Genomic DNA, 12049 nt, shown 5'->3' with positions numbered 1-12049 from the left:
CGCACGAGTTCAGCGCGTCCCGAGGGTCCGGGGCGTCGCTCGAATGATAACGAGCGGCGGTGGCCGGACTGCCGAGCGGTAGGTTGGCGCCCATGACGACAGCGACGTCGGGGACGACCTCCCCGTTGACCTCACCCCTCCACGACCGCCACGTCGCCCTCGGCGCCAAGATGGCCGACTTCGGCGGCTGGGACATGCCGATCGAGTACCCCGGCGGCGGCGTCGTCGCCGAGCACACCGCGGTGCGTGAGCGCGTCGGCGTCTTCGACGTCAGCCACCTCGGCAAGGCCTCGGTGACCGGCCCGGGCGCCGCCGACTTCGTCAACGCCTGCCTGACCAACGACGTGCGGCGCATCCAGCCCGGGTCGGCGCAGTACACGCTGTGCTGCGACGAGTCGGGCGGCGTCGTCGACGACCTCATCGTCTACCTCAAGTCCGACGACGACGTCTTCCTCATCCCGAACGCCGCCAACACCGCCGAGGTCGTCCGCCGCCTGCAGGCCGCCGCGCCCGAGGGCATCACGGTCACGAACCGGCACCGCGACTACGGCGTCATCGCCGTCCAGGGCACGAAGAGCGACGAGGTGCTCGAGTCGCTCGGCCTGCCGACCGGCCACGACTACATGTCGTTCGTGGAGGCGGACTGGCAGGGCGTCCCCGTCATCGTGTGCCGCACCGGCTACACGGGGGAGCGCGGCTACGAGCTCGTCCCGCGCTGGGACGACGCCCCGGCCCTCTGGGACGCCCTCGTCGAGGCCGTGGCACGCTTCGACGGCAAGCCGTGCGGGCTCGGGGCCCGCGACACGCTGCGCACCGAGATGGGTTACCCGCTCCACGGCCAGGACCTCTCGCTGCAGATCTCGCCCGTGCAGGCCCGCGCCGGCTGGGCCGTCGGCTGGAAGAAGGAGACCTTCTGGGGCAAGCAGGCGCTCGAGGCGGAGCGAGCCAACCCGACGCGCCTCATGCGTGGCCTGCTCGTGACCGGTCGCGGCATCCCGCGCGCGCACTGCACCGTGTCGTTCCAGGGCTCCGCGGCGGGCGAGGTCACCTCGGGCACGTTCTCGCCCACCCTCAAGCAGGGCATCGCGCTCGCGCTCCTCAACCCCGAGATCGCCGACGGCGAGACCGTGTCGATCGACGTGCGCGGTCGCGCCCTCGAGGCGACGGTTGTCAAGCCGCCCTTCGTCCAGGTGCAGGTCCGCGAGGGCTGACCCCGTGCCCTCGGTGGCGTATGCCGGGTGGTGCCCTGACGCTGCCACCCGCCAACCGTCGAGAGGCCACGTGTAGCCGCCCGCCTGCCAACCGTCGAGAGGCCACGTGTGGTCGCTTGGCAACCGTCGAGAGGCCACGTGTGGCCGCCTGCCAACCGTCGAGAGGCCACGTGCGGCCGCCTGCCAACCGTCGAGAGGCCACGTGCGGCCGCCTGCCACCGTCGAGAGGCCACGTGCGGCCGCCTGCCAACCGTCGAGAGGCCACGTGCGGCCGCCTGCCAACCGTCGAGAGGCCACCAAGTGCCGCTTGACGGCATTCGAGGCCATGACGGGCCGGCCGGTCATGGCCTCTCGACGAGGTTGGGGCGGCCACACGTGGCCTCTCGACGGTTGAGGAGGGGTCGTCAGGGGCGGTGCAGGGCCGTCACGGCGACGGTTGCCGTGACGAGGGCGGTGGCGAGGGCAACCTCGATGGCTGCTCCGAAGACGTCGCCCGTGACGCCGCCGAGGCGCCGCACGGCCTGGCGGCGGACCACCACGGCCGCCGCCGCCGCGGTGAGGACCACGGCGAGGCCGGCCAGAGCCGCCGCCCACCACGCGACACCGGGTCGGGAGAGCCAGGCGTTCACGACGGCGGCGCAGGCTCCGACGGCCACGACCAGCCCCACCAGGCTGGACCTGCCCACGGTCCCCGCCACGCCCTGGCCCAACCCCTCCCGGCGCGCGGGCGGTATGCCGTCGCGCGCACACACGGCGCAGGCGAGACGGCTGGCCACGAGGGCCACGACGGCCAGCGTCGTCCCGGTCGCACTGCCGAGCAGGACGGTCAGGCAGGCGGCGTCGAGCAGGAGGACGAGAACGAGGGCTGCCGCGCCGGCCGGTCCGGTGTCTCCACGCCGCATGACCTGGAGTGACCGCGCCGGGTCATGGCCCGACGTGAGCCCGTCGGCGAGGTCGGCGAGGCCGTCGAGGTGGAGGGCGCGGGACAGCAGTGCCGTAACGACGAGCGCCAGCACGGCGACGACCCCCGCGGGCGCCCACCCCGTCGTGGACAACGCGCCGAACGCGCTCCAGACGGCCGCCGCAGGCGCGCAGGTGAGCGGGGCGAGGAGCATGGCGCGGCCGAGGACCGCTCGGTCGACGCGGCCCGGTGGATCGACCGGTAGCGCCGTGAACGTGCCGACCGCGAGCCGCCAGGCGTCACGCATCGAGGGTCCTGGGCCTCGGCTCCCGGGGCACGACGGGCGCGTCACTGAGGTCGATGACGCGACCCGCGACGACAACGTGCACCCGAGCGGCCACACCGGCGACGAGGGCGTTGAGCCGGCCCAGCTCGTCCTGGAAGAGCCGTCCGGACGCCGTCGTGGGCACCAGCGACCACCCGACCTCGTTCGTGACGACCACGACGGGAACCGTTGCCGTGCAGAGTGACTCGACGAGCTGGGCGCCCTGACGAGCCACCGCCGCCGATGCGGAGTCAAGGTCGTCCCACCCGGCGTCGTCGACGACGGCGGTGATCCACGTCCCGAGGCAGTCGACGAGCACGGGCCCTCTGGCGCCGGCGATGACGCGCGGCACGTCCACCGTCTCGACGGTCAGCCAGGACTCGGGCCGGCGCCCGCGGTGCGCGTGCACGCGCCGGCTCCACTCCGGGTCGCTCGGGTCGGCCCGGCGCCCGGTCGCCACATAGGTGACGTCGGAGTGGTCCCGGAGCAGGTCCTCTGCGTGCCGGCTCTTGCCGCTGCGGACCGGGCCGGTGATCAGGGTCGTGCTCCGGGCCGCGCCGACGCCGGATGCACCGGTCGCGTCGATCGCGCCGCCGTCGGGTCGCCCGCTCACCGCGGGCGCTCCGCGTCGGGGAGCGACGTGCCAGGGCGGCCCTCCGCGACGGTCGCCGGCTGGAACACGACGGGGACCCCGAAGGCTGCTCGGCGGGCGCCGCGCCGGAAGACCCGCAGCAGCGCCGGGCCTGCGACCACGACGAGCACGGCGTTGAGCACGCCCCGGGGCAGGTCCCAGCCGAGCGACGTCGCCAGGTAGAAGAGGCCGTAGTGGGCGAGGTTCTCGCTCAGGGGAGCACCGGGGACGAAGCCCATGCCGCTGGGGGAGTTGGCGCCGAGGAACGGCCAGAACCAGAGGTTCATGACGAGCCCGAAGCCCAGTCCGGTCACGAGGGCGTATGCCGCGAGCACCCATCGCTCGGCGCGTCCTCCCGCTCGGGCCGGGAGCACGCCGGCGCCGAGGCCGATGCCGCCGGCGCAGATCATCTGGAACGGCAGCCAGGGACCGACCCCGCCGGTCAGCAGGGCACCGGTCGTGACGGCCAGCGCGCCGGAGACGAAGCCGACCCCGGGACCGAGGACGCGGCCCGCGACGATGACGACGAAGAACATCGGCTCGAGGCCCGCGGTGCCGGCGCTGAGCAGCCGCAGGCCGCCGCCGGCTGCTGCCGCCACCCCGAGGACCGCGATCGTCTTGGCGTCGAGGCGGCCGGCCGTGACCTCGGCGAGACAGACGACTGCGAGCAGCCCGAGGAGGACGGCGAAGAGCCACGGCGCGTCGTTGCCGTGGTCGCGGGCGAAGTCCCCTGTCACGAAGAAGGGCCAGGTGAAGGCCACGACCCCGACGACACCGACCGCGGCCACCGCCACGACGGCCGGCCACCGCAGCGGGATCACCCGACGGCCGGTCATGCGATTCTCGCGAGCGCACCGGCGACCTCGGCGACGGTGAGCCAGGTCTGGGGGAGCAGCACCTTGGTCACCTGCGGCGCGAAAGCGGGCGACGACGCGAGGACGTCGCGGGCGGGCCCGTCGGTGACGACCTCGCCGTCGGCGAGGATGACGACGCGATCGGCGACCTCGGCCGCCAGCTCGACGTCATGGGTGGCGAGGAGCACCGTCGTGCCCTGGGCCGCGAGTCCGGTGAGCACCTCTCCGAGGCGCTTCTTGGCGCCGTAGTCGAGGCCACGCGTGGGCTCGTCGAGCAGGAGCACCTCGGGCGACCCGGCGAGGATGACGGCGAGCGCGAGCTCGAGCCGCTGCCCCTCGGACAGGTCCCGTGGATGAACGGTGGGGTCGATCCCGCCGGAGATGCGGTCGAGCAGGGCGCGAGCCGTGCCGGGTCCCGCCGCGAAGTCCTCGTCGGCCGCTGCGCACTCTGCCGCGACCGAGTCGGCGTAGAGGAGCAGCTCGGGCTGCTGGGGCACGAGCCCGACGGTGCGCACCCGCTCCCGCGGCGGGCGGGCGTGCGGGTCGAGGCCCTGGGCGCCCACCCGCACTCGCCCGCCGACGAGCCGGTGCTGTGCCGCGATGGCGCCGAGCAGGGTCGACTTGCCGGCGCCGTTGCGGCCCATCAACGTCGTCACCGACCCGCGGGCCACGTCGAGGTCGACACCGTCGAGCACGACCCGGCCGCCGCGCGAGACCCGGACGCCGGAGAGCTGCACGGCGTCGCCGGGGCCGATGACGCGCAGGTCGGCCGCGGGGCGCGGCGTGCTGGCGCCGAGGGCATCGCGCAGGCCGGCCGCCTTGCGGCGGGCGTCACGGATCGACAGGGGGGTGGGCGACCACCCGACGAGGCGCGAGAGCCCCACGACGGGAGGGTAGATCTGCGAGCGCAGCATCGCCTCGGCGGGGTCGAGCAGATCGGACACGTGCCCGTCGTCGACGAGGACGACGCGGTCGGCGTGGTGGACGACCCGCTCGAGCCGGTGCTCGGCCAGCACGACCGTGACCCCGAGGTCGTGCACGATGCGATGGAGCGAGGCCAGGACCTCTTCTGCGGCAACGGGGTCCAGCGCCGATGTCGGCTCGTCGAGCACGAGCACCCGGGGTCCTGCGGCGAAGAGGGCGGCGATCGCGACACGCTGCTGCTGGCCACCCGAGAGGGTGCGCAGCGACCGCGCGCGCAGCGGCGTGAGGCCGAAGAGGTCGAGCGTCTCCTCGACGCGGCGGCGGATCGTCGTCGAGTCCAGGCCCATCGTCTCCATGCCGTAGGCGACCTCGTCCTCGACGACGTCCGTGACGAACGTCGACGACGGGTTCTGCTCGACGAGCCCGACCACGGTCGCGAGGTCGCGCGGGCGGTGCTCGGCGGTGTCGAGCCCGTCGACGGTGACCCGGCCCGTCAGCGTGCCGCCGCTGAAGTGCGGCACGAGCCCGTTGATGGTGCGCAGCAGGGTCGACTTGCCGCTGCCCGTGGGACCGACGACGAGGACGAGCTCGCCCTCGGGAACCGCGAGCGTGACGTCATGGAGGCTGGGGGCGGGGGCGCCGGCATACTGCACCGACACGTTCTCGAAGGTGATCACGAGGCGACCTCCCGGGGACGGGGTGTGAACCAGGCGGGCGACGCGGCGACGAGGGCGGCGAGCACCGCGAGCAGAGGGACGGCAGGCAGCTCGGCCCGCTGGCTGGGGACGAGGCCCTCCCAGCCGCGCGCCGAGGCGACGACGAGGACGGCGGCCGGCACGGCGCCGACGACGACCGTCATGGTCTCGGTCCACGTCCACCGGTCGCGGCGGTGACCCGACCGCGGGTCGCGCGAGGCGCCGACGACCAGGCTGGAGCCGGCGAGGAGGGCCCCGAGCACGAGCACCGGTAGTCCGAGCACGCCGCCGGCCGAGGAGTCGAGCAGGCCGTAGAGGCCGGCGAGCACGCCGACGAGGCCGGCGAGCGCGAGCCCCGTGGCGGCCCTCCGGCTCGTCGTGGTCGAGCGGACCGCGCGGCCGTAGCCCCGCGACTCCATCGACGCGGCCAGTCCCAGCGACCGCTCGAACGCGGTCTCGACCACGGGCACCGTGAGACGGGCCATCTCGCGCAGCCCCCGACCGTCGCGGCCGCGGAGCGTGCCAGCGGCCCGCACGTCCCGGGCGTCGGTCAGCAGCTGAGGGGCGAACGTGAGTCCGACCACGACGGCCGTCCCCACGTCGTAGAGCGTGGCGGGCAGGTAGCGCAACAGCCGACGCGGGCTCGCGAGCGCGTTGGCCGCACCGAGGCAGGCGAGGACCGCGGCGAGGCGCAGGGCGTCGTAGGCGGCATACAGCAGCGACTCGAGCGTCACGGTGCCACCGATGCGGATGCTCGCGGCCCAGTCGGGCAGCGGCACGCTCGGCAGCGTCACGACGACCGTCTCACCGACGATCCCGTTGCCGAGCAGCGCGGTCATGACGATGCGGAAGGCGACGAGAACGGCGCCGATGACGAGGAAGGCCGGCAGCGGGTTGACCGTCGCCGGGTCATGGCGTTCGCTGACGACGAGGACGCAGACGCCGATGACGAGGAGCAGCAGCACCGGGTTGGTCGTGCGAGATGCCGCCGTGGCCAGCCCCACACCCCACAGCCACCAGGCTGCGGGGTGCTGGAGGCGGGCCTTGAGCGGGAGCCGCGTCACGGTGGTCGGGGCTCCTCAGCCGTCCTGCCGGGCGCGCGAACGCGAGCGCACGAGCAGGTAGGCGATGAGGGCGAGCAGGACGAGGCCCGCGATGACGTATGCCGCCACGCTGCCACCCGACGTGCCCGAGGTCTGCGCTGCGGCGACGTCGGTCCCCGTGGCCGGGGTCGTCGCGGACGCGGAGGGGGTGGCTGTCGGCGCGGCGACGGTCACCGGCTGGTCGGCGGCCTTCGCCTCCGGGCTGACCTCCTTGACGGCGCCGCCGCAGTCGCTCGTCGGGTAGCCGGCGACGCCGCAGACCAGTCCCTTCTCGGTGCGGACGTCACCGGCCCTGGCCAGCACGGCCGCGCTCGTGGCGTCCGTGGCGACGACGGCACACAGGGCCTTCGGCTCGGGCGGGGTCGCGCCGTCGGCGGCATCCGCCGGGCGCCCGAAGTCGACGACGAGACCGACGCGCTTCTTGCCGGCCTCGGCAGGGGTCGATCCGCAGACCTGGTCGAAGGTGAGGACGGCGCGGGGGTAGCGGGTGGACGACTCATCCGCGACGGCGAAACGCCAGCCGTCGACGGCGCCGTCCTTGGGGACCGTCTGGTCCGGGCCCTTCTGCGCGTAGGCCCAGGTGCCGCCGGTGAGCTGGTAGAAGCCCCAGTAGCGGTAGGCCGCGGCGTGAGCCGGCGCGAGGGTCAGGGCGGACAGGCAGGCCGCGACGACGGCGGCGAGCACGACCCGAACGGGTGCGCCACTGGATGCGCGACTGGGGGAGCGACGAACGTGGGACATGGTTTCCTCCTCGCGGTGGGACACCATGTCGGGTCGCTGGCTGGAGCCGGCCCGGCGGGGTGACTCCGGTCCGCATTCCACGACAGACTGACAAAAGGAGCCGGGAGGACGCGGGTTTTCCGACTGGTCACCCACGCCGGCTGGCGGCGGAGGTGGTGTCACGGTTGCGGGTCAGCGCCGGAGTCACACCGGCTTGCCCCATCGTCCTTCGGTAGGCGAACCGTTGCACGCGGGGTTGCCGCCCGTCAAACGGGCCGCCGTCTAGGGTGTCGGCATGAGCGCTGACTGGTCCTGGCTGTTCCTCGACGCCCACGGCAACCCGATGGAGGGGGAGGGCCTGGCTACGACCGGCTTCCCCACCCAGAGCGACGCCGAGAGCTACCTCGGCGAGTCGTGGCGCGAGCTGCTCGACGCGGGCGTCGAGGCGGTCACGCTGCGCGAGCACGACGCCGTCGTCTACGGCCCGATGAGCCTGCGGGCGGCGGAGTGAGCGCGCCCTCGGGCGGTCGCGGCTCGTCCGACCCGGTCCTGTCGCCCGGGCTCGAGCGGGACCTGCTGGCCCGGGTCGTCACGGCCCAACGGTCGTGGCGCTCGCCCGGGGTCAGCGTCGGCGTCGTGCGCGACGGACACCTCGCCTGGTCGGCACACGTCGGCTCGGCCCGCCTCGGAGTCGACGCCACGCCGGCGACCGACGACACCCAGTTCATGATCGGCTCGGTGACGAAGACGTTCACGGCGCTCGCGGTCATGTCGCTGCGTGACGAGGGACTGCTCTCGCTCGACGACACGCTCGAGACGTACCTCCCGGCCACCAAGCATGCGCGAGTTCCGTTGCGACAGATGCTCGCCCACGCCTCTGGCCTCCAGCGCGAGCCCGTCGGCAACATCTGGGAGACCTTGGTGGCACCTGAGCGCGAGGAGTTCCTCGCCGGTGTCGAGGACGCCGAGCAGGTGCTCCCGGCCCACCACGCCTTCCACTACTCGAACCTCGCCTACGCCCTGCTCGGCCAGGTCGTCGAGCGTGTGACCGGCCAGGACTGGGAGCGGGTCGTCCGCGAGCGCGTCCTGGACCCGCTCGGGATGACGCGCACCGGGCTGGCACCCGCCGACGACCGCGCCGTGGGCTACCAGGTCGACCCCTACGCCGGGACCGCGAGCGAGGAACCACTCTTCAGCCTCGGCGCGACGGCCCCGGTCGGCGGGCTGTGGTCGACGGTGGCCGACCTGGCGCGCTACGCCGCCTACGTGGCACGCCCCGATGACCGCGTCGTGCGGCCCGAGACCGTCGAGGAGATGTGCCGGCCCATCATCATGACCGACGTCGACAGCTGGAGCGGCGCCTACGGGCTCGGCTTCGGCATGGGCCGCCGCGGGGACCGGGTCTACGTCGGGCACGGCGGCGCGATGCCGGGCTTCCTGACGGGCCTGCGGGTGCGTCGCACGGACGGCGTCGGCGCCGTCGTCTTCGCCAACGCCACGTCCGGGGCGCTGACGCTCGCCCTTGCCACCGACCTCGTCGAGGCCGTGGTCGACGCCGAGCCGTCCCTGCCCGCCCCGTGGACACCCGAGACCGAGCAGCCGGGCCTCACCGAGCTGCTCGGCCTGTGGTGGTCCGAGGGGTCGCCGATCACGTTCTTCGTCCGGGACGGCGCGCTGTGGTCGCGGCTCGCCGACGACGAACCGCTCTCCGAGACGCGGTATGCCGCTGAAGGCACGGACCGCTTCCGGGCGGCCGCGGGCCGCGAGCGCGGGGAGCTCCTCGAGGTCGTGCGCGCGACGGACGGGTCGGTCGACAAGCTCTACTTCGCGACGTATGCCGTCACGCGGGCGCCGCTCGCGTTCGCCGAGCTGCAGCACTGACGGTCTGGGAGACCGCGGGACCGGGCAGGGCTGTGGCTCAGGCCGGGTGCTCGCCGCGGCCGACCTGCGGCTTCGGCATGCGGGTGCGGCGCATCTGGAAGGCGCGCATGATGGCGTACCACGCGTCACCCTTCTGGGCCCCGCCGAACTTGTCCTCGACCTTGCGACGCGTGCGGCGCCACATCAGCAGGGCGTCGACGATGGCCACGAGGATCAGGCCGTAGACGAGCACGAAGACGAGCAGCAGGGCCCAGTTCGTGCGGACGAAACTGAGCAGCAGCACGATGAGCATGATCGGAAGCATGAACTCGCCGATGTTCCAGCGGGCGTCGACCGTGTCGCGGATGAAGCGGCGGCGGGGACCCTTGTCGCGGACCGGGAGGTACCTCTCGTCCCCGGTCGCCATGCCGGCCCGCTGCTTGGCCATCGCCTCACGGCGGGCCGCCTTGTCCTGGGCGCCGGCCGCCTTGCGGTCGGTGACGATGAGCGGACGCTTGTTGAGGGCCTCCTGCTCGCGCCGCTTCGGGGTGGGGCGGTTCTTCGCACCTGGGCGCGCCGACTCGTCCGTCGTCGTCGGGGCGAGCTCGTCGTTGAGGGTCTTCTTGCGTCCGAACACGAAGACACTCTAAGCCGAACCCGGCCCGAGCCCTGCATCGCGCCCGAGGGGCTACTTGATGACGAGCGTGCCCTTCTCGCCCGCCGCATAGTGCCCCGGGAAGGTGCACAGGTAGGTGTAGGTGCCCGGTGCGGCGGTGAAGGTGATCGTGTTGCTCTGCCCGCCCTCGATGAGTCGGGTGTGCGCGACGATGGCCGGGTCGTCGACGTTCAACCAGTCCTTGTCGTCACCGGCCGCCTTGCTGCTGGCGATCACCTCGGCCTCCTGACCGGGTTTGACCAGCACCCAGTTGTGGCCGACCTCGTCCTTGGAGTCGGTGTGGTTGACGAACTTCAGCTTGATCTTGGAGCCCGCCGGCTCTGCGAGCGTCACCTTGTCGTAGTGGAACTCCTTGGCTCCGCTCGCAGAGCCGACCTCCACCGTGATCGTGCCGGCGGTGACCGGCTTGGTGGCACCCGGGTCCTGCGTCGCCGTGCCGACCTCGTCCGGGTCCGGACGGGTCGACGTCATCGAGGACGCGACTGTCGCGGTCCCGCCCGTCGAGGCCGCGGAGGGCGCCGCCGCCGGGTCCGCGGCTCCGCTGCAGGCCGTCAGCAGGACGCTGCAGGCCGCGATGCCCGTCATCAGTTGAAGACGTCGTCGCGTCAGACTCGAACAGCTTGCAGTGGGCATCTGGGCTTCCTCTCCTTGGAAGGGCCGATGGAAACAGCGGCCTGCGCACGTCAGCGGAGTCAGCTCTCGTCCTGAGGCGCCTGGTCCTTGGCCCGTCGGCGGCGCACGATCGGGACGAGGGCAATCGCCATCAGGGCGACCGGTGTGCCGATCGCCACGGGGAGCACGCCCCCCGGGTTGCTCTTGGCGAAGGACTTCACGGTCAGGTGGATGCCAGAGCTGGAGACGGGTTGCGAGGTCGCGTTCGGGCCGGTGGGCTGGGGAAGGACGGTCATGTACACCATGTAGTCGCCCTCGAGAATCGCCTCGACCGTCCACGTCAGCTCACTGGTCTCACCCGGAGCCAGTGAGGCGACCTGCTGGGTCCGCTCCGGTGACCAGTCCTCAGGGTCGACCGGCTCACCCTTCCCGGTCTTCACGATGTTCATCGCGACGTTCATCGGCGGTGACGCTGCCGCACCCGCGTTCGTCACGACCGTGTTGAACTCCACCTCGTCGCCCGCACTGACCGTCTTGTATTCCAGGTCGACCGAGATCTGCAGCCCATGCACGGGAGCCGTGGCCACCGCCGCCTGTGCCCGCGTTGCCGGCGTCGCCACCAGGGCCAGCGTGGCACCGGCGACGAGAAGGACGCTCGCCACCCGCCCCGGTCTCGGGAGCCTGGACCGTGAGGCGTCACGGTCCAGGCGAAGCCGGGGCGCGGCATACAGGAAGAGCACGGCCACCACGCCGACGGCGGCGAAGATCGCGGCCAGCATGTAGGGCATCTTCTCCGCGACGGTCCGGTTGTTGACGAGCACCTTCTCCAGGAACTCGCTCGAGGCCTGGAGGGGGTTGAACTGCTGGATGAGGTAGCCCAGGTCACCCTTCTGGGCGCTGCCGGGCCACTGGGTCGGGATCAGGAAGACCAGGTAGACGACCAGGCTGGCAAACAGGCTGGCCCGGTTCGACTTGGCCCAGATGCTGACGAGCATCCCGAATCCCGTGAACGCGATGGCGAGGAGGCCACCGAGCAGGGCCCCGAGGAGCAGCCCCTCCTGCACGACGTTGTCCCCGTGTGCGAGGACGACGACGTACGGGATCGTCAGCAGGAACGTCACCGGCCACGGGGACATGGCGGCGAGGAACTTCCCGAACACGATCTGTCGCGGTTTCGCCGGAGTCAGCAGCAGCGGCTCCAGTGTCGCGCGCTCCCGTTCACCGCTGATGCTGTCCGCCCCGATGACCATCCCGACGAAGAGCCCGAAGGAGATGCCGCTGAGGATCGTCAGGAACGCCATCTCCACCGGCGGGATCAGGCTCAGGCTGCTCTCCAGCTCTCGAAGGGCCGAGGTCACGGACATCACGAGACTGAAGAGGATCAGCAGCAGCAGCACCCGCCCACCGGTCCACAGGTCGATGAACTCCCGTCTGAACACCAACCACCACACCGGCGCGGCGACCCCGTGGCGCTCCGCCACCTCGACCCGCTCACTGCGCTGCTGTACGACGCTCATGACAATGCCTCTCTGGCTGG

12 protein-coding genes and 1 riboswitch are annotated in these 12049 nt (G+C 72.6%); of the genes, 3 read left to right on the top strand and 9 right to left on the bottom strand.

Annotated elements, in window-relative coordinates:
* The first annotated feature begins 92 nt into the window (after positions 1 to 92).
* Positions 93 to 1211, top strand: coding sequence for a glycine cleavage system aminomethyltransferase GcvT (gene gcvT / locus AB4030_RS06160; protein WP_442278318.1), 1119 nt, complete (start codon positions 93 to 95; stop codon positions 1209 to 1211).
* A 404-nt stretch (positions 1212 to 1615) separates the two neighbouring features.
* Here the strand turns inward: gcvT and AB4030_RS06155 are convergent, their stop codons facing one another.
* From AB4030_RS06155 to AB4030_RS06130, 6 genes are read right to left on the bottom strand one after another with little or no spacing between them, the layout of a single operon-like run.
* On the bottom strand, positions 1616 to 2419 hold the full coding sequence (locus AB4030_RS06155) for an adenosylcobinamide-GDP ribazoletransferase (protein ID WP_442278317.1): 804 nt from the start codon (positions 2417 to 2419) through the stop codon (positions 1616 to 1618).
* A complete protein-coding gene (locus AB4030_RS06150) occupies positions 2412 to 3050 on the bottom strand; it encodes a bifunctional adenosylcobinamide kinase/adenosylcobinamide-phosphate guanylyltransferase (RefSeq protein ID WP_442278316.1) in 639 nt (212 codons plus the stop codon). Before AB4030_RS06150 ends, AB4030_RS06155 begins: the two co-directional genes overlap by 8 nt.
* A complete protein-coding gene (locus AB4030_RS06145) occupies positions 3047 to 3904 on the bottom strand; it encodes an ECF transporter S component (protein ID WP_442278315.1) in 858 nt (285 codons plus the stop codon). Before AB4030_RS06145 ends, AB4030_RS06150 begins: the two co-directional genes overlap by 4 nt.
* Complete coding sequence (locus tag AB4030_RS06140; RefSeq protein WP_442278314.1) at positions 3901 to 5523, bottom strand: ABC transporter ATP-binding protein; 1623 nt, start codon at positions 5521 to 5523, stop codon at positions 3901 to 3903. Before AB4030_RS06140 ends, AB4030_RS06145 begins: the two co-directional genes overlap by 4 nt.
* Complete coding sequence (locus tag AB4030_RS06135) at positions 5520 to 6605, bottom strand: energy-coupling factor transporter transmembrane component T (RefSeq protein WP_442278313.1); 1086 nt, start codon at positions 6603 to 6605, stop codon at positions 5520 to 5522. The genes AB4030_RS06140 and AB4030_RS06135 overlap by 4 nt, the downstream gene beginning before the upstream one ends.
* A gap of 15 nt (positions 6606 to 6620) precedes the next feature.
* Positions 6621 to 7385 (bottom strand): SCO2322 family protein, encoded by a 765-nt coding sequence (locus AB4030_RS06130; protein WP_442278312.1) that lies wholly within the window; start codon positions 7383 to 7385, stop codon positions 6621 to 6623.
* Between the two features lie 110 nt (positions 7386 to 7495).
* A riboswitch (cobalamin riboswitch) is annotated at positions 7496 to 7606 on the bottom strand.
* Positions 7607 to 7659: 53 nt separating this feature from the next.
* Here AB4030_RS06130 and AB4030_RS06125 point away from each other — a divergent pair.
* Both AB4030_RS06125 and AB4030_RS06120 read left to right on the top strand, forming a co-directional pair.
* Positions 7660 to 7875, top strand: a complete 216-nt coding sequence (locus AB4030_RS06125; RefSeq protein ID WP_442278311.1) for a hypothetical protein — start codon at positions 7660 to 7662, stop codon at positions 7873 to 7875.
* Positions 7872 to 9245, top strand: coding sequence for a serine hydrolase domain-containing protein (locus AB4030_RS06120; protein WP_442278310.1), 1374 nt, complete (start codon positions 7872 to 7874; stop codon positions 9243 to 9245). The genes AB4030_RS06125 and AB4030_RS06120 overlap by 4 nt, the downstream gene beginning before the upstream one ends.
* Positions 9246 to 9282: 37 nt before the next feature.
* On the opposite strand, the gene AB4030_RS06115 is transcribed toward AB4030_RS06120, so the two are convergent.
* The 3 genes from AB4030_RS06115 to AB4030_RS06105 all read right to left on the bottom strand — a co-directional run bounded on the left by AB4030_RS06115 (position 9283) and on the right by AB4030_RS06105 (position 12029).
* Positions 9283 to 9861, bottom strand: a complete 579-nt coding sequence (locus AB4030_RS06115; protein WP_442278309.1) for a DUF3043 domain-containing protein — start codon at positions 9859 to 9861, stop codon at positions 9283 to 9285.
* 51 nt (positions 9862 to 9912) lie between these two features.
* Positions 9913 to 10485, bottom strand: coding sequence for a plastocyanin/azurin family copper-binding protein (locus AB4030_RS06110; RefSeq protein WP_442278308.1), 573 nt, complete (start codon positions 10483 to 10485; stop codon positions 9913 to 9915).
* 107 nt (positions 10486 to 10592) lie between these two features.
* Positions 10593 to 12029, bottom strand: a complete 1437-nt coding sequence (locus AB4030_RS06105; RefSeq protein WP_442278307.1) for an ABC transporter permease subunit — start codon at positions 12027 to 12029, stop codon at positions 10593 to 10595.
* Positions 12030 to 12049: the final 20 nt, after the last annotated feature.

The sequence above is a fragment of the Terrabacter sp. 2YAF2 genome, assembly GCF_052114705.1.
Lineage (GTDB): Bacteria > Actinomycetota > Actinomycetes > Actinomycetales > Dermatophilaceae > Terrabacter.
This window is presented reverse-complemented; position numbering and strand designations above follow the sequence as displayed.

What these genes read in the sequence shown, in the direction of transcription:
- AB4030_RS06145 (WP_442278315.1), bottom strand. Translation starts at nt 3,904, where the DNA reads ATGACCGGCCGTCGGGTGATCCCGCTGCGGTGGCCGGCCGTCGTGGCG.
- AB4030_RS06130 (WP_442278312.1), bottom strand. Translation starts at nt 7,385, where the DNA reads ATGTCCCACGTTCGTCGCTCCCCCAGTCGCGCATCCAGTGGCGCACCC.
- gcvT (WP_442278318.1), top strand. Translation starts at nt 93, where the DNA reads ATGACGACAGCGACGTCGGGGACGACCTCCCCGTTGACCTCACCCCTC.
- AB4030_RS06105 (WP_442278307.1), bottom strand. Translation starts at nt 12,029, where the DNA reads ATGAGCGTCGTACAGCAGCGCAGTGAGCGGGTCGAGGTGGCGGAGCGC.
- AB4030_RS06155 (WP_442278317.1), bottom strand. Translation starts at nt 2,419, where the DNA reads ATGCGTGACGCCTGGCGGCTCGCGGTCGGCACGTTCACGGCGCTACCG.
- AB4030_RS06125 (WP_442278311.1), top strand. Translation starts at nt 7,660, where the DNA reads ATGAGCGCTGACTGGTCCTGGCTGTTCCTCGACGCCCACGGCAACCCG.
- AB4030_RS06110 (WP_442278308.1), bottom strand. Translation starts at nt 10,485, where the DNA reads ATGACGGGCATCGCGGCCTGCAGCGTCCTGCTGACGGCCTGCAGCGGA.